Annotated in this window: 11 protein-coding genes; 5 read left to right on the top strand and 6 right to left on the bottom strand. The window is 62.1% G+C overall.

Features of this window, described 5'->3' with window-relative positions; all coding sequences use genetic code 11:
• Positions 1–70: 70 nt before the first annotated feature.
• Together rlmKL and AC1Q9F_RS22715 are read left to right on the top strand one after the other, a co-directional pair.
• Complete coding sequence (gene rlmKL, locus AC1Q9F_RS22720) at positions 71–2,341, top strand: bifunctional 23S rRNA (guanine(2069)-N(7))-methyltransferase RlmK/23S rRNA (guanine(2445)-N(2))-methyltransferase RlmL (protein ID WP_492620869.1); 2,271 nt, start codon at positions 71–73, stop codon at positions 2,339–2,341.
• Positions 2,342–2,487: 146 nt separating this feature from the next.
• Positions 2,488–4,872, top strand: coding sequence for a sensor domain-containing diguanylate cyclase (locus AC1Q9F_RS22715; protein WP_179692139.1), 2,385 nt, complete (start codon positions 2,488–2,490; stop codon positions 4,870–4,872).
• Positions 4,873–5,014: 142 nt separating this feature from the next.
• Here AC1Q9F_RS22715 and dacB read toward each other — a convergent pair whose 3' ends face one another.
• Entirely contained in the window at positions 5,015–6,475 is a 1,461-nt protein-coding gene (gene dacB / locus AC1Q9F_RS22710) for a D-alanyl-D-alanine carboxypeptidase/D-alanyl-D-alanine endopeptidase (protein WP_007952030.1), read from the bottom strand.
• Between the two features lie 234 nt (positions 6,476–6,709).
• On the opposite strand from dacB, the gene AC1Q9F_RS22705 reads away from it, so the two are divergent.
• Positions 6,710–7,054 carry a YggL family protein gene (locus tag AC1Q9F_RS22705; protein WP_492620868.1) on the top strand — a complete coding sequence of 115 codons (345 nt, stop codon included), beginning with the start codon at positions 6,710–6,712 and terminating at the stop codon, positions 7,052–7,054.
• Between the two features lie 75 nt (positions 7,055–7,129).
• On the opposite strand, the gene AC1Q9F_RS22700 is transcribed toward AC1Q9F_RS22705, so the two are convergent.
• The gene (locus AC1Q9F_RS22700; protein WP_007952028.1) at positions 7,130–8,320 is read right to left on the bottom strand and encodes a benzoate/H(+) symporter BenE family transporter; all 1,191 of its coding nucleotides are present in this window, start codon (positions 8,318–8,320) and stop codon (positions 7,130–7,132) included.
• Positions 8,321–8,667: 347 nt separating this feature from the next.
• On the opposite strand from AC1Q9F_RS22700, the gene AC1Q9F_RS22695 reads away from it, so the two are divergent.
• Positions 8,668–9,432 carry a GntR family transcriptional regulator gene (locus tag AC1Q9F_RS22695; RefSeq protein ID WP_007952027.1) on the top strand — a complete coding sequence of 255 codons (765 nt, stop codon included), beginning with the start codon at positions 8,668–8,670 and terminating at the stop codon, positions 9,430–9,432.
• A 197-nt stretch (positions 9,433–9,629) separates the two neighbouring features.
• On the opposite strand, the gene guaD is transcribed toward AC1Q9F_RS22695, so the two are convergent.
• The 4 genes from guaD to xdhA all read right to left on the bottom strand — a co-directional run bounded on the left by guaD (position 9,630) and on the right by xdhA (position 15,789).
• A complete protein-coding gene (gene guaD, locus AC1Q9F_RS22690) occupies positions 9,630–10,934 on the bottom strand; it encodes a guanine deaminase (RefSeq protein WP_492620867.1) in 1,305 nt (434 codons plus the stop codon).
• Positions 10,935–10,947: 13 nt separating this feature from the next.
• On the bottom strand, positions 10,948–11,805 hold the full coding sequence (gene xdhC, locus AC1Q9F_RS22685; protein ID WP_492620866.1) for a xanthine dehydrogenase accessory protein XdhC: 858 nt from the start codon (positions 11,803–11,805) through the stop codon (positions 10,948–10,950).
• Between the two features lie 137 nt (positions 11,806–11,942).
• A complete protein-coding gene (xdhB, locus tag AC1Q9F_RS22680; protein WP_492620865.1) occupies positions 11,943–14,342 on the bottom strand; it encodes a xanthine dehydrogenase molybdopterin binding subunit in 2,400 nt (799 codons plus the stop codon).
• Positions 14,335–15,789 carry a xanthine dehydrogenase small subunit gene (gene xdhA, locus AC1Q9F_RS22675; RefSeq protein ID WP_492620864.1) on the bottom strand — a complete coding sequence of 485 codons (1,455 nt, stop codon included), beginning with the start codon at positions 15,787–15,789 and terminating at the stop codon, positions 14,335–14,337. The genes xdhB and xdhA overlap by 8 nt, the downstream gene beginning before the upstream one ends.
• 266 nt (positions 15,790–16,055) lie before the next feature.
• Here xdhA and AC1Q9F_RS22670 point away from each other — a divergent pair, with 266 nt between their 5' ends.
• Complete coding sequence (locus tag AC1Q9F_RS22670) at positions 16,056–16,715, top strand: GntR family transcriptional regulator (RefSeq protein ID WP_007952019.1); 660 nt, start codon at positions 16,056–16,058, stop codon at positions 16,713–16,715.
• Position 16,716: the final 1 nt, after the last annotated feature.

Raw genomic sequence — 16,716 nt, 5'->3', positions numbered from 1 at the left:
AAAAGCGCCTGATTGAAAACCGGATCGGCAATGCGTTGCCGGTTCATTAGCCAAAGGCTCTGGAAAAACCATGTCCGACCGTTTCGAACTCTTCCTCACTTGCCCCAAAGGCCTTGAAGGCCTGCTCATCGAGGAAGCCGTCGGGCTTGGCCTTGAAGAGGCCCGCGAACACACCTCCGCCGTGCGTGGCATGGCGACCATGGAAACCGCTTATCGCCTGTGCCTCTGGTCGCGTCTGGCCAACCGGGTGCTGCTGGTGCTCAAGCGTTTCCCGATGAAAAACGCCGAAGACCTGTACCACGGCGTACTCGACGTCGACTGGCAGGATCACATGCTGGCCGACGGCACACTGGCCGTGGAATTCAGCGGTCATGGCTCGGGCATCGACAACACTCACTTTGGCGCCCTGAAGGTCAAGGACGCCATCGTCGACAAACTGCGCACCCCGCAGGGCGACCGCCCAAGCATCGACAAGCTCAACCCGGACCTGCGCATTCACCTGCGTCTGGATCGCGGCGAAGCGATTCTGTCCCTCGACCTTTCCGGCCACAGCCTGCACCAGCGCGGCTACCGCTTGCAGCAGGGCGCTGCGCCGCTGAAGGAAAACCTGGCGGCCGCGATCCTGATCCGTTCCGGCTGGCCGCGCATTGCCGCCGAAGGTGGCGCGCTGGCTGACCCGATGTGCGGTGTCGGCACGTTCCTGGTCGAAGCCGGCATGATCGCCGCCGATATGGCGCCAAACCTGCGTCGTGAGCAGTGGGGCTTCACCGCCTGGCTCGGTCACGTACCGGCGCTGTGGAAAAAACTGCATGAAGAAGCGGTCGAGCGTGCTGCTGCCGGTCTGGCCAAGCCGCCGCTGTGGATTCGTGGTTATGAAGCCGACCCACGGCTGATCCAGCCAGGCCGCAACAACGTCGAACGCGCCGGCCTGAGCGAGTGGATCAAGATCTATCAGGGCGAAGTGGCGACCTTCGAGCCGCGTCCGGACCAGAACCAGAAAGGCCTGGTCATCTGCAACCCGCCGTACGGCGAGCGTCTGGGTGATGAAGCCAGCCTGTTGTACCTCTACCAGAACCTCGGCGAGCGTCTGCGTCAGGCCTGCCTGAACTGGGAAGCGGCGGTGTTCACCGGCGCGCCGGACCTGGGCAAGCGCATGGGCATCCGCAGCCACAAGCAGTATTCGTTCTGGAACGGCGCGCTGCCGTGCAAGCTGTTGTTGATCAAAGTCCTGCCGGATCAGTTCGTCACCGGCGAGCGTCGTACTCCGGAGCAACGTCAGGCCGAGCGTGAGCAAGCTGCTTACGACCAGACGCCGGACGAGCCGCAAGAGCGCAAGTACAACAAGAACGGCAACCCGATCAAACCGACGCCGGCCCCGGCGCCAGTGATCGAGCAGCCGCGCCTGAGCGAAGGCGGGCAGATGTTTGCCAACCGCCTGCAGAAGAACCTCAAGGCGATGGGCAAGTGGGTCAAGCGCGAAGGCATCGACTGCTACCGCGTCTACGATGCGGACATGCCGGAATACGCCATGGCCATCGACCTGTACCACGACTGGGTGCACGTTCAGGAATACGCCGCGCCGAAGTCGATCGACCCGGAAAAGGCCTCGATTCGTATGTTCGACGCGCTGGCGGCCATCCCGCAGGCGCTGAACATCGACAAGAGCCGCGTGGTGGTCAAGCGCCGCGAGCGTCAGAGCGGCACCAAGCAGTACGAGCGTCAGGCGGCTCAGGGCAAGTTCAATGAAGTGACCGAGGGCGGCGTGAAGTTGCTGGTCAACCTCACCGATTACCTCGACACCGGGCTGTTCCTCGACCACCGGCCGATGCGCATGCGGATCCAGAAAGAGGCCGCCGGCAAGCGCTTCCTCAACCTGTTCTGCTACACCGCGACCGCCAGCGTGCACGCGGCCAAGGGCGGCGCGCGCAGCACCACCAGCGTCGACCTGTCGAAAACCTACCTCGACTGGGCGCGCCGCAACCTGTCGCTCAACGGTTTCTCCGACAAGAACCGTCTGGAGCAGGGCGATGTGATGGCGTGGCTGGAGAATTCCCGCGACGAATACGATCTGATCTTCATCGATCCGCCGACCTTCTCCAACTCCAAGCGCATGGAAGGCATCTTCGACGTGCAGCGTGATCAGGTTCAGTTGATCGACCTGGCCATGGCGCGGCTGGCAGCGGGCGGGGTGTTGTACTTCTCGAACAACTTCCGCAAGTTCCAGCTCGAAGACAACCTGGCCGAGCGTTACGCGGTCGAGGAAATCACCGCCAGCACCATCGATCCGGATTTCGCCCGCAACGGCAAGATCCACCGCGCCTGGAAAATCACGGCTCGTTGACACTCTGCAAAATTGGATCCACAGAGCCTTGATTTTTAAAGGCTCTTGGATCCGTTCAGAGCTAGCCAAATTAGTGGCTAATAGCTATAACTCACACACGGCCGATGGGGTTTTTCCCGCAGATGCTGACGTAGTGAGTGGCTTTTATGTCGTTGCACCCCGTGCGCCCGAAGATATTGGGTTTTATCAGCGAAGAAGTCTCGGCCTGGCTGGTCGCGCTGCTGGTATTGCTCGCCGGCGGGATTCTCACGGGGCTGCTCGCCTGGGGCACCCTCAATCAGTTTCACAGCCAGTTGCGCCAACGCTTTCAGCTGCTGGCCAACGAGCGCTACAGCCGCATCGAAGAACGTTTTCAGGATCAGGAGCAACGCCTCGACGGGCTGCGCCGCTTCTTCGCCAACTCCGAATCGGTGTCCCGCGCCGAATTCGACGGCTACACCCAACCTTTATTACTGCGCACCCAGGCCTATTCGTTCGCCCTGCGGGTGAGCGGCGCCGAGCGTGCAGCCTTTGAACAGCGGGCGCGGGATGAAGGCCTGAGCACCTTCAGCGTGCGCGAACTCAATGCCCGCGGTGAGTTGCAACTGGCCGCGGCCCGTGATGAATACGTGGTGGTGTTGTACAGCCAGACTCAGAGCCGGCTCGGCTCGCCGCTGGGTTACGACTTGCTGGCCCAGCCGCTGCGCCGCACGACCCTGGAGCGCGCCGACCAGATCGGTGGCCTGGCGGTGTCGCAGCCGATGCATCTGGTGGCGATCGAACCGGCCTATGCACGCGGTGTGCTGCTGGTGGCGCCGGTGGTGCGCCCCGGCGAGCCCAAGTCGTTCGGCTACGTGATGGCCGTCATCAGCATGCGTCAGCTGCTGGCGGACGGTCTGCCGGATGCGTTCCATGACTATCTGTCGGTGCGCATTCTTGATCTGTCTACCAACGATCAGCATGAAGTGCTGTTCGAATCGACCAATGAACCGGCGCCGAGCGATCTGTCGGCCACTCGATTGGTGCGCATGGCCGATCACGACTATCAGGTGGATATCCTGCCCAGCGAAGCGTTCATGCAGGCCAACCATTCGTCGGTTGGCAGCGTGGTGGTGCTGGGCGGATTGCTCAGTCTGCTGCTGAGCGCGCTGCTTTATGTGCTGGTCAGTCAGCGCCAGCGTGCGTTGCGCATGGTCGAGTTGCGCACCCAGGAGCTGCATGAGCGCGAACAGGAACTGCGCGGCACCCACGGCCAGTTGCGCGGGGTGCTCAACGCGGCGACCCAGGTTGCAATCATCGCCACCGACCTGCGCGGTGTGATCAACACCTTCAACCCCGGCGCCGAGCAGATGCTCGGTTATCTGAGCAACGAAGTGGTCGGCCACATGACCCTGGAAAACCTGCACTTTCCCCGGGAACTGGTGGCCCGGGCGGCGGAGCTCAGCGCCCGCTATGGCAAAACCATTCCGACCTGCCAGGCGATGCTGGTGGAGGGTGGCGAAGTCGGCGGGCACGAGGCGCGGGAATGGACGCTGGTGCGCAAGGATGGCAGCCACATTCCAGTGAACATGCTGGCCACCCCGGTGCTGGACGAGCAGGGGCTGTGGGTCGGGCATCTGGCAATCTGCATCGACATCACCGAGCGCAAGCGCGTGCACGAAGCGCTCGCCGCTCGGGACGTGCTGTTGAAAAAGCTCAGCGCCCACGTTCCCGGCGGGATCTATCAATTCAAGATGGAATTCGACGGTCGCTTCAGCGTGATTTACGCCAGCGACGGCATCCGCGAGATCTACGAGCTGGAGCCGGATGTGCTGCTGCTCAACGCCGAAGCGATCTTCACCCGCATCCACCCGCAGGACGTCAGCCGCGTGCGCAAGTCGATCCGCGCCTCGGCGGACAACCTCAGCCCGTGGCGCGAGGAATACCGCGTGCAGCTGCCCGAGCGCGGCCTGCGCTGGGTTCGCGGCGAGGCGACTCCGGAGGAACTGCCGGGCGGCGGCGTGCTGTGGCACGGTTACATTTCCGACATCTCCGACCTGAAGCGCGTGGAAGAAGAGTTGCGCGCGCTATCGGTGACCGATGCCCTGACCGGGATTCACAACCGGCGCTATTTCCAGGAGCGCCTGACCACCGAAATGGCCCGGGTCGAACGCGGTGGAGGCGAGCTGTCGGTGATCATGCTCGACATCGACCACTTCAAGCGGATCAACGATCAGTACGGTCACGCAGCGGGCGACCGCGTGTTGCAGGCGGTCTGCGAGCGCATCGGTCATCGTCTGCGACGTACCGACGTGTTCTGCCGGTTGGGCGGCGAAGAATTCATGGTGCTGTGCCCGGACATCGACGGCGATCACGCCCACATGCTGGCCGAGGAGTTATGGCAAAGCCTGCGCGGTGCGCCGATCGACGTGGTGGGTGTGGTGACGGCCAGTTTCGGGATTGCCAGCTGGCGACCCGGGGAGGGCGCGGATGCGCTGTTGCTGCGGGCGGATTCGGGGGTTTATGCGGCGAAGCAGGGCGGACGGGATCGGGTTGAGCGTCAGATGAACTGATCCCGTCCGCCACTGAACCCCTGTGGGAGCGAGCTTGCTCGCGAAGGGGCCATCAAAGTCGACATCTTCATCGACTGAATGGACGCCTTCGCGAGCAAGTCGAGTCGTCGCACCGTCGCTCCCACAGTGTTTTGTGGTGTGCTTACAGAACCGAAGCGGTCTGCGGCGTCCGCGGCTGTTTATAGAGATCCAGCAGCACCTGATCCAGAACCGACGACGCGCCGAACGGGGCCTTGTCGTTGAGGATCGCCACCACCGCCCAGGTGTTGCCGTTGACGTCGCGGCTGAAGCCGGCAATCGCCCGTACGGTGTTCAGGGTGCCGGTCTTGACGTGGGCTTCGCCGCGCATCGCGGTGGTCTTCAGGCGTTTGCGCATGGTGCCGTCGGTCCCGGCAATCGGCAGCGAGCTGATGTACTCGGCGGCGTACGGGCTGTGCCAGGCCGCTTGCAGCATGCTGGCCATCTCACGGGCGCTGACTCGCTCCGAACGCGACAGGCCGGAGCCGTTCTCCATCACCAGGTGCGGCGCGGTGATGCCCTTCTTCGCCAGCCACTGACGCACCACGCGTTGCGCGGCCTTGGCGTCATCGCCGTCGGCGTCGTTGCGGAATTTCTGGCCCAGGCTCAGGAACAGTTGCTGAGCCATGGTGTTGTTACTGTATTTGTTGATGTCGCGGATGATTTCCGCCAGATCCGGCGAGAACGCCCGGGCCAGCACTTTGGCGCTGCTCGGGGTCGGGGCCAGACGATCCTTGCCCTGAATGCTGCCGCCCAGTTCCTTCCAGATCGCCCGCACGGCGCCGGCGGTGTAGGTCGCGTGGTCGAGCAGCGACAGGTAAGTCTGCGAGCTGCAGCCTTCGCCCAACTGGCCGGCCACGGTCACGGTCACGCTGCCATCGGCCTGCGGCACCGGGTTGTAGCGCACGCCGCCGGTGCATTGTTTGGAGTTGAGCGCTTTGACGGTGTTTTCGATGTTGATGCTGGCAATCGGCGGTTCGACCGAGATCAAGACCCGGCCATTGTCGTTGCGGGCCACGAAGCGCAGGGCCTTGAGGTTGACCAGCAGCGAATCCGGCTTGACCAGGAACGGCTTGTTCTCGTCGTTGCCGTCATCGTTGAATTCCGGCAGTTGCGGCTGCACGAAGAAGCTGCGATCGAGCACCAGATCACCGGTGACCTGGGTCACGCCATTGGCGCGCAAGTCGCGCATCAGCAGCCAGAGTTTTTCCATGTTCAGCTTCGGATCGCCACCACCCTTGAGGTACAGGTTGCCGTTGAGGATCCCGCCGTTCAGGTCGCCGTCGGTGTAGAACTCGGTTTTCCACTGATGGTTGGGGCCGAGCATTTCCAGCGCCGCGTAAGTGGTGACCAGCTTCATGGTCGAGGCCGGGTTGACCGACACGTCGGCGTTGTACACGGTCGGCGTGCCCGGGCCGTCCAGCGGCACCATCACCAGCGACAGGGCAGTGGGCTGCAGCTTGCTGGCCTTGAGGGCTTTTTCGACGTTGGGGGTCAGGGCGGTGTTGATGGTGGCAGCGGAGACGGGCAAGGCCAGCGGCAGAAGAAGACCGGCCAGGAGCAGAGGACGCAACGATTTGATCATATGAAATAAAACCCTACAGCCGAGGGGAAAAAAGACGAGGACATGGATGAAAAGGCCCTCAGTGGTCATGAAAGTGTCGGCATTATGCCCCAAGGTGTAACAGCTTGTGCCTTTCGCAAGGGCGCCAATTCGTTATTTTTTTACAGGCGGTCGCACGCACGTCCCAGAGAGTCGGGCAATCGCCGGCTTAAACTGGTAAAGTGCCGGCCGTTATTACTTAAGAGGATTGTTCCAATGGCGACTAACCGTTCCCAGCGTCTGCGCAAAAAACTGTGCGTCGATGAATTTCAAGAGCTGGGTTTCGAACTGAACCTGGGCTTCAAAGAAGACCTGTCCGAAGAAGCCATTGACGCTTTCCTCGAAGCATTCATCAAAGAAGCCATGGAAGCCAACGGTCTGGGCTATGTCGGCGGCGACGACTTCGGTCTGGTTTGCCTGCAGAAGCGTGGTTCGGTCTCCGAAGAGCAGCGCACTGCTGTTGAAGCCTGGCTGAAAACCCGCTCCGAGCTGACTTCTACTGAAATCAGCCCGCTGCTGGACGTTTGGTATCCGGAAAAGCCGATCAACGCGGCCAAGTGATACTGAAAAAAACGGCGACCTGAGGGTCGCCGTTTTTTTATGCCTGCTTTTTAACCAGGCCTCAGGCCTCAGGCCTCAGGCCTTGCGCCAGTTCAGGATCAGCAAGGTCAGCACCCCCGCGACAATCCCCCAGAACGCCGAACCGATGGAAAACAGCGTCAGCCCCGACGCCGTGACCATGAAGGTGATCAGCGCCGCTTCCCGCTCCTTCACCTCGGTCATGGCGATGCTCAAGCCGTTGATGATCGAGCCGAACAGCGCCAGCGCAGCAATCGACAGCACCAGTTCCTTGGGCAGCGCGGCAAACAGCGCCGCCAGCGTGGCGCCGAACACCCCGGCAATCCCGTAGAAAATCCCGCACCACACGGCTGCCGTGTAGCGTTTGTTGCGATCTTCATGGGCATGCGGTCCGGTGCAGATCGCCGCGCTGATCGCTGCGAGGTTGATGCCGTGGGAACCGAACGGCGCCAGCAGTAGCGATGCAATGCCGGTGGTGGTTATCAAGGGCGAGGCCGGGACGTTGTAGCCATCGGCGCGCAGCACGGCGATGCCGGGCATGTTTTGCGAGGTCATCGCTACAACGAACAGCGGAATACCGATGCTGATGGTCGCCGCGAGGGAGAAGTGCGGCGTGGTCCAGACCGGGGTCGCCACTTCCAGATGAAAACCGCTGAAGTCCAGCAGCCCCATGAAACCCGAAAGTGCGGTGCCGATCAGCAGCGCAGCGAGCACCGCATAACGCGGCGACAGGCGTTTGACGATGAGATAAGTGAAGAACATCCCCAGCACCAGACCGGTGCGGTGTTGCGCGGCGACGAAGATTTCGCTGCCGATCTTGAACAGAATCCCCGCCAGCAGCGCGGCGGCGAGGGAGGCCGGGATCTTTTTCACCAGCCGTTCGAAGCTGCCGGTCAGGCCGCAAATGGTTACCAGCACGGCGCAGGTGATGTAGGCGCCAATCGCTTCGCCATACGTCACGCCGCCGAGGCTGGTGATCAAAAGCGCCGCGCCGGGTGTCGACCAGGCAATCGTGATCGGCGTGCGATAACGCAGGGACAGGCCGATCGAACACACCGCCATGCCGATGGAAATCGCCCAGATCCACGACGAAATCTGCCCGCTGGTCAGGCCCGCCGCTTGCCCGGCCTGGAACATCAGCACCAGCGAACTGGTGTAGCCGGTCATCATCGCGATGAACCCGGCGACGATGGCGGAGGGCGATGTGTCCGCCAGCGGGCGCAGTCGGGTGTGGGTAATTTCGTTCATGACAGCGGCATTCCTTGTACCAATGAAGATATTCGCAGCTACGCGAAACCCTTGTGGGAGCGAGCTTGCTCGCGATGACGGCGGAACAGTCGACATTGGAGTTGAATGTCCAACCGCTATCGCGAGCAAGCTCGCTCCCACAGGGATCGCGGATTCTGCGATCAAGCCTAAACTCAAACGTAACGGAGCGTTGCAATACAGCCGAAGCCACAAACAGCCGTACAGTCGTGTTGCCACCTTCCATTGTGTACAATCGCGCTGTTTTTTACGCGATACTTGCCAGCGACCCACTGTGCCGTATTACAGTCACGGTCAATTCGCCGCAGTTCTTCCCGACTCGAGTGCCCATGAACGAACAGTTGCAACCCCTCAAGAAACAACCGCGAGCAGGCAAAGCCGGCCGCAGCGGAACCCAGGACGATATCGTCTATGCGCATATCTTCGAGGCCATCCTCGAACAGCGCCTGGCGCCCGGCACAAAGTTGAGCGAAGAAGCGCTGGGGGAAATTTTCGGGGTCAGCCGCACCATCATTCGCCGCGCGCTCTCGCGTCTGGCCCATGAGGGCGTGGTGCTGTTGCGGCCGAACCGTGGCGCGGTCGTCGCCAGCCCGAGCGTCGAAGAAGCACGTCAGGTGTTCCTCGCCCGGCGTCTGGTGGAACGCGCGATCACCGAGCTGGCAGTGCAACACGCCACCGCCGAGCAGATCGCCGAACTGCGCCAGATGGTCAACGACGAGCGCGACAGCTTCTCCCGTGGCGATCGCGGTGCCGGCATCCGTCTCTCGGGCGAATTCCACCTGAAGCTGGCCGAGGCAGCGAAGAACGCGCCGTTGATCAGCTTCCAGCGCAGCCTGGTTTCGCAGACGTCGCTGATCATTGCCCAATATGAAAGCGGCAACCGTTCGCACTGTTCCTACGACGAGCACACCCAGTTGATCGACGCCATCGAAGCGCGCAACGGCGAGTTGGCGGTGGACCTGATGATGCATCACATGGATCACATCGACAGCAAGCTCAACCTCGACGAGGAAAGCGCTTCGGACGATCTGCATGCAGTGTTCTCGCACCTGTTGCAGACCAAGAAGCCGGGGCGGCCGGCGGTCAAGCTCTGAGGCGAATTGACAGGCAATAAAAATCCCCCGGACTGCAAAGTACCGGGGGATTTTTTTGTCTGCGGAAAACTAGCGTCCTGATCGTTCCTACGTCGAACCGTCCGCGTGGGAATGCAGCCGTGACGCTCCGCGTCACTGGACGCGGAGCGTCCCCAGAGGCATTCCCACGCAGAGCGTGGGAACGATCAAGCGATCAGTTAGCGCTGGTGCACCAGCGCGCCTGCCGCATAGGTCTGAGCCACAGTGCGGTCATCGCCCAGGGTCATCAGCACGAACAGCGTTTCGGCAATGTTGTTGGCCTGCTTCAAGCGGTAGCTCAGCAGCGGCGTGGCGTTGTAGTCCAGCACCAGGAAGTCGGCGTCGGAGCCCGGTTGCAGGTTGCCGATCTTGTCTTCCAGACGCAGCGCCCGCGCGCCGCCGAGGGTGGCGAGGTACAGCGACTTGAACGGGCTCAGGCGCGCACCTTGCAACTGCATCACCTTGTAGGCTTCGTTCAGGGTTTGCAGCAGCGAGAAACTGGTGCCGCCGCCGACGTCAGTGCCGAGGCCGACGTTCAGTTTGTGCTTCTCGGCCATCGGCAGGTTGAACAGGCCGCTGCCGAGGAAGAAGTTCGAGGTCGGGCAGAACGCGACCGCCGAACCGGTCTCCGCCAGGCGCGCGCATTCGTCGTCGCACAGGTGCACGCCGTGGGCGAACACCGAGCGCTCGCCGAGCAACTGATAGTGGTCGTAGACGTCCAGATAGCCTTTGCGCTCCGGGAACAGCTCCTTGACCCACTCGACTTCCTTGAGGTTTTCGCTGATGTGGGTCTGCATGTACAGATCCGGGTATTCACCGAGCAACTGGCCGGCGAGGGTCAGCTGTTCCGGGGTGCTGGTCGGGGCGAAACGCGGGGTGACTGCATAGTGCAGACGGCCCTTGCCGTGCCAGCGCTCGATCAGCGCCTTGCTGTCGACGTAGCTCGATTCCGGGGTGTCGGTCAGGTAGTCCGGCGCGTTGCGGTCCATCATCACCTTGCCGGCGATCATCCGCAGGTCCAGCTTCTCGGCGGCTTCGAAGAACGAGTTCACCGATTGCGGATGCACGCTGCCGAACACCAGCGCGGTGGTGGTGCCGTTGCGCAGCAGTTCCTTGATGAAGATGTCCGCCACTTCATCGGCGTGGGCCTTGTCGGCGAACTGGCTTTCGCACGGGAAGGTGTAGGTGTTCAGCCAGTCCAGCAGTTGCTCGCCGTAGGCGCCGACCATGCCGGTCTGCGGCAGGTGGATGTGGGTGTCGATGAAGCCCGGGGTGATCAGCGCATCCTTGTGATGAACGATCTCGATGTCCGCCGGCAGGGTCGGCAGCAGTTCGCTGGCGTGGCCGAGGGCGCTGATCTTGCCGTCATCGACCACCAGCAGGCCGTCCTCGAAATACTCGTAGGAGGCTTCGATGCCGACCTCGGCAGGGTCGGCGATGCTGTGCAGGATGGCGGCGCGGTAGGCTTTGCGAGTCAGAGGCATGAGGGTTCTCTAATCAGTTTGAGGCTTTGAGTGTGGCGGCCTGACTGCGGCGCGAAACCGGCAGCAGCTTGGCAATCGGTTCGGCGCTGGCGGTGTGCTGGCCGAAATTGGCGTTATAGGTGGCGATGATTTCGCCGGCGATGGAAATGGCGATTTCCACAGGCAACTTGCCTTTGACTTCGCCGATGCCCATCGGGCAGCGCATGCGTTGCACGACACTGGCGTCGAAACCACGATCACGCAAACGGTGTTCGAACTTGGCCCGTTTGGTTTTCGAACCGATCAGGCCGAACCAGGTGAAGTCGTTGCGCTTGAGGATCGCGGCGGTGAGTTCCAGATCCAGCTGATGGTTGTGGGTCATGACAATGCAGTAGCTGCCGGCGGGCAGGTCGTCGATTTCATCCACAGGCTCCTCGGCGACGATCTTGCGCACGCCGTGGGGAATCTGTTCGGGGAATTCCTCTTCCCGGGAATCGATCCAGCGCACCCGGCAGGGCAGGCTGGCGAGCAAGGGTACCAGCGCGCGACCGACATGGCCGGCGCCGAACACGGCGATCTGCGCCTGCACCTGGCCCATCGGTTCGAACAGCAGCACCGTGGCGCCGCCGCAGCACTGGCCGAGGCTGGCGCCGAGGCTGAAGCGCTCCAGATGGGTGTCCTGCTTGCCGCTGGCGAGCATCTCGCGGGCTATCTGCATGGCTTTGTATTCCAGGTGTCCGCCACCAATAGTGTCGAACGTCTGGCGAACGCTGACGACCATTTTCGAGCCGGCATTGCGCGGCGTCGAGCCGAGCTCTTCGATGATCGTCACCAGAACACAGGGTTCGCCCTGGTTCTGCAGGTCGGCGAGGGCGTCGATCCAGTTGTACATGTTCACCTCGACATCTGTCGTTGTCTGTTCGGGCCTCTTCGCGAGCAAGCCCGCTCCCACATTGAATTTGCACAAGTCCAACAGTCAGTGCATATCTCTGTGGGAGCGGGCTTGCCCGCGAAGGCCGCACCTCGGTCTTAGAGCGGAGCCAGCTCGGTTTCAGCCTCGACGGCTTTCACCGCCTTGAGCTGGCGCATCTGCTCGCAACCCCACAACACCCGCTCCGGGGTCGCCGGCGCGTCGATCTTCGGTTGATGCTTGTAGTCGCTGAGGCTGGCCACCGCATCCTTGATCGCACACCACGCGGCGATGCCGAGCATGAACGGCGGCTCACCCACAGCCTTGGAGTGGAACACTGTGTCTTCCGGGTTCTTGCGGTTTTCCACCAGTTTCACTCGCAGGTCCAGCGGCATGTCCGCCACGGCCGGGATCTTGTAGCTGGCCGGGCCGTTGGTCATCAGCTTGCCCTTGTTGTTCCACACCAGCTCTTCCATGGTCAGCCAGCCCATGCCCTGAACGAAACCACCCTCGACCTGACCGATATCGATGGCCGGGTTCAGCGAGGCGCCGACGTCGTGCAGGATGTCGGTGCGTAGCATTTTGTACTCGCCGGTCAGGGTGTCGACGATCACTTCGCAGCACGCCGCGCCGAAGGCGAAGTAGTAGAACGGCCGACCACGGGCCTGACTGCGGTCGTAGTAGATTTTCGGGGTCTTGTAGAACCCGGTGCTCGACAGCGACACCTGATTGAAATACGCCAGCTGGATCAGCGCTTCGAAGGTCAGGATATGGTCACGAACCCGCACGTGGCCGTTGTGGAATTCCACGTCTTCTTCGCTGACCTTGTAGTGCCGCGCGGCGAATTCGACCAGGCGCTGCTTGATGATTTCTGCCGCATTCTGCGCGGCTTTACCGTTGAGGTCGGCACCGCTGGACGCCGCCGTCGGCGAGGTGTTCGGCACTTTGTCGGTGTTGGTCGCGGTGATCTGCACCCGGTCCATTTCCACCTGGAACACTTCGGCCACGACCTGCGCGACTTTGGTATTCAGGCCCTGACCCATTTCCGTACCACCGTGGTTCAGGTGGATGCTGCCGTCGGTGTAGACGTGCACCAAGGCACCTGCCTGGTTGAGGAAGCTGGCGGTGAAGGAAATGCCGAATTTCACCGGGGTCAGCGCCAGGCCTTTTTTCAGGATCGGGCTGTTGGCGTTGTAGCGACGGATCGCTTCGCGGCGCTCGGCGTACTGGCTGCTTTCTTCCAGTTCGGCGGTCATCTCTTCGAGCATGTTGTGCTCGACGGTCTGGTAGTAGTGAGTGACGTTGCGCTCGGTCTTGCCGTAGTAGTTGGCCTTGCGCACGGCCAGCGGATCGAGGTTGAGGTGACGGGCGATGGCGTCCATCACTTCTTCGATCGCGACCATCCCTTGCGGGCCGCCGAAACCACGGTACGCGGTGTTCGACGCGGTGTTGGTCTTGCAGCGGTGGCCGTTGATGGTCGCATCGCCGAGGTAGTACGAGTTGTCCGAGTGGAACATCGCCCGATCGACAATCGAGGCCGACAGGTCGGGCGAGCAGCCGCAGTTGCCGGCCAGATCCATCGCGATGCCGTGCAGGCGCCCGGTGCTGTCGAAGCCGACGTCGTACTCGACGTAGAACGGGTGACGCTTGCCGGTCATCAGCATGTCTTCGACACGTGGCAGGCGCATCTTGGTCGGTTGGCCGGTGAGGTGCGCGATCACTGCGCACAGGCAGGCCGGGCTCGCGGCCTGGGTTTCCTTGCCGCCGAAACCACCGCCCATGCGGCGCATGTCGACGACGATTTTGTTCATCGAAACGTCGAGGACTTCGGCCACCAGTTTCTGCACTTCGGTGGGGTTCTGGGTCGAGCAGTAGACGATCATGCCGCCGTCTTCGGTCGGCATCACCGAGGAGATCTGGGTCTCCAGGTAAAAGTGTTCCTGGCCGCCGATGTGCAGCGTGCCTTGAATGCGATGTTCGGCCGTGGCCAGCGCCGTGGTCGAATCGCCGCGCTGATGGGTGTGGCTGTCGAGCACGAAATGGCGTTTGCGCAGGGCTTCGACCACGTCGAGCACCGGCTCCAGATCTTCGTATTCGATGATCGCGGCCATGGCGGCCTTGCGTGCTGTTTCCAGATCTTTCGCCGCCACGGCCAGCACCGGTTGACCGACGAACTGCACGTCATCGATGGCCAGCAGCGGATCGCCCGGCAGTAGCGGGCCGATGTCTTTCAGGCCCGGCACGTCTTCGTGGGTGATGGCGATGCGCACGCCTTCGAAGGCGTAGCAGGGCTGGGTGTCGATGCTGATGATTTTTGCGTGGGCGCGATCCGACAGCCGTGCGTAAACGTGCAACTGGTTGGGGAATTCCAGGCGGTCATCGATGTACTGCGCTTCACCGGACACATGCTTGGCGGCGCTGTCGTGCTTGACGCTGCGGCCGACGCCAGAGGTCAGGTCCTTGGCGAACAATTCAGCCAGTTCAGCTTGCGTTTTCTCTACGCCGTGATGGTTAGACATAAGCGGTCACCCGAGTCTCGATGTGCGGTGTTTGCAGTTCGATGAAGTATTTGCGCAGCAGGTTCTGCGCGCTGAGCAGGCGGTATTCCTTGCTGGCGCGGAAGTCCGAGAGCGGGGTGAAATCCTCGCCCAGCGCGGTGCAGGCGCGTTCGACCACAGCGTTGTTGAACGGCTGGCCGAGCAGCACGGCTTCACAATGAGCGGCGCGTTTCGGGATCGCGGCCATGCCTCCGAAGGCGACGCGGGCATCGGTGATCACGCCGTTCTCGACGCGCAGATTGAACGCGGCGCAGACGGCAGAAATGTCATCGTCCAGACGCTTGGAGACTTTGTAGGCGCGGAAGCGCTGCTCAGCCGTGGCGCGCGGGACGATGATTTTTTCGATGAACTCGCTTTCCTGGCGCGCGGTGACCCGGTAATCGATGAAGTAATCCTCGAGGGCCAGCGTGCGGCGGGTCTCGCCCTTGCACAGCACGATCTGCGCGCCGAGCGCGATCAGCAGGGGCGGCGAGTCACCGATCGGCGAGGCGTTGCCGATGTTGCCGCCTAACGTGCCCTGGTTGCGGATCTGCAGGGAGGCGAAGCGGTGCAGCAGTTCGCCGAAGTCCGGGTACTCGGCGTTCAGCGCTTCGTAGCAATCGGAGAGGGCGGTGGCGGCGCCGATTTCGATGCGATCGTCGAAGTGCTCGATGCGCTTCATTTCGGCGACGTTGCCGACGTAGATCATCACCGGCAGCGTGCGGTGGAACTGAGTGACTTCCAGCGCCAGATCGGTGCCGCCAGCCAGCAGGCGGGCTTGTGGATAAGCGTCGTAGAGATCGGCCAGGTCGGCCACGGTCAACGGCACCAGGCAGCGTTTGTCGCCGCTGTTGAGTTCGCCGATCGACGTCGGGGCAATGGCTTTAAGGCGGGAGATGGTTTCCGCCTCGCGAGCGTCGAACTGGTCCGGTTGCTTGCCGCAGCAGGATTGTTCGGCGGCGGCGAGGATCGGCCGGTAGCCGGTGCAGCGGCAGAGGTTGCCGGCCAGCGCTTCGTGGGCTTTGGCATGATCCGGTGCATCGCTGTTCTTTTGCAGGGCGAACAGCGACATCACGAAACCGGGGGTGCAGAAACCGCACTGCGAACCGTGGCACTCGACCATGGCTTTCTGCACGCTGTGCAGTTCGCCCTGGTGCTTGAGGTCTTCGACACTGATCAATTGTTTGCCGTGCAGCGACGAAACGAACGTCAGGCACGAGTTGAGGCTGCGATAGCGAATGTGCTCGCGGCCATCGTCATCCGTCTGCAACTCGCCGACCACCACCGTACACGCGCCGCAGTCACCGCTGGCGCAGCCTTCTTTGGTGCCGGATTTACCCACGTGTTCACGCAGGTAGTTGAGCACAGTCAGGTTCGGGTCCAGGGCGTGCTCGCTACGGAGTTCCTGGTTAAGTAAAAACTGGATCACGGAAGGCCTCGCAGACTCATTATTGTTGTTGAGCGACTTGAGCCGAATTTAGCAGGTCTGACTTTTCGGTCAATGGTTTTCTGACTTAAAGGTCAGGAAAAACCGTTTTGTCGCTCAACCACGTGTCTCTTCAGTATTGACCCTCATTGGATCAAGCGCTTTTTTGCGGGATTCGTGCCAAAAACCGCTGTGCGGGCACTCCGCCATGACCGCGCATTGCGCTACACTGCGCCGCTTGTGCAGATCGAAGAGTTTGAAGGACAACCATGACGTTCAAGGCGCCGGACAGCCTCGCCGAGCAAATCGCTCACCACCTCGCCGAACGGATCATTCGCGGCGAAATGAAGCCGGGAGAGCGTATCCAGGAACAGAAGGTCACGCTGGCGCTGAACGTCAGCCGCGGCTCGGTCCGCGAAGCCTTGCTGATCCTCGAGCGCCGTCACCTGATCGCGATCCTGCCGCGCCGCGGCGCCCACGTCACCGAGCTGACGGCGCACAAGGTGCAGAGCCTGTGCACGCTGATGAGCGAGTTGTACATCCTGCTCGGCAACGCAGTGGCCAATGGCTGGCAAGTCCAGTCCGACATGGCGCCGTTCGTGCAGATCCAGCAGCGCCTGACCGCCAGCTACGAGCGTCAGGACATCCGCACCTTCGTTGACGACAGTTTCAACGTGATGCGCGCCGCGTACCCGTTCGCCAACAACCCGTACCTGCAAGAAACGGTGGAAAACCTGCAACCGGCGATGAGCCGCGCGTACTTCCTTGCACTGGAACAGCGCAAGGCCGAGATGAGCGAGTTCCTCGAACTGTTCGAACGCCTGCTCGCCGCCGTCCTCGCCCGTGACTTGCCGCAGATCCGCATCGTGCTGACGGCTTACGCCCAGCGCAGCTGCGATCTGGTGGTGTCCGCCCTGACGGTTGCCTGAC

It is taken from the genome of Pseudomonas sp. GW823-FHT04A03 (assembly GCF_058796615.1).
The sequence above is the reverse complement of the archived record's forward strand: the minus strand, read 5'-3'. Positions and strand labels throughout refer to the sequence as shown.

Coding starts and splice junctions, on each gene's coding strand:
- AC1Q9F_RS22705 (WP_492620868.1), top strand. CDS start 6,710: ATGGCGACTAACCGTTCCCAGCGTCTGCGCAAAAAACTGTGCGTCGAT.
- AC1Q9F_RS22715 (WP_179692139.1), top strand. CDS start 2,488: ATGTCGTTGCACCCCGTGCGCCCGAAGATATTGGGTTTTATCAGCGAA.
- dacB (WP_007952030.1), bottom strand. CDS start 6,475: ATGATCAAATCGTTGCGTCCTCTGCTCCTGGCCGGTCTTCTTCTGCCG.
- AC1Q9F_RS22670 (WP_007952019.1), top strand. CDS start 16,056: ATGACGTTCAAGGCGCCGGACAGCCTCGCCGAGCAAATCGCTCACCAC.
- rlmKL (WP_492620869.1), top strand. CDS start 71: ATGTCCGACCGTTTCGAACTCTTCCTCACTTGCCCCAAAGGCCTTGAA.
- AC1Q9F_RS22700 (WP_007952028.1), bottom strand. CDS start 8,320: ATGAACGAAATTACCCACACCCGACTGCGCCCGCTGGCGGACACATCG.
- xdhC (WP_492620866.1), bottom strand. CDS start 11,805: ATGTACAACTGGATCGACGCCCTCGCCGACCTGCAGAACCAGGGCGAA.
- guaD (WP_492620867.1), bottom strand. CDS start 10,934: ATGCCTCTGACTCGCAAAGCCTACCGCGCCGCCATCCTGCACAGCATC.
- AC1Q9F_RS22695 (WP_007952027.1), top strand. CDS start 8,668: ATGAACGAACAGTTGCAACCCCTCAAGAAACAACCGCGAGCAGGCAAA.
- xdhB (WP_492620865.1), bottom strand. CDS start 14,342: ATGTCTAACCATCACGGCGTAGAGAAAACGCAAGCTGAACTGGCTGAA.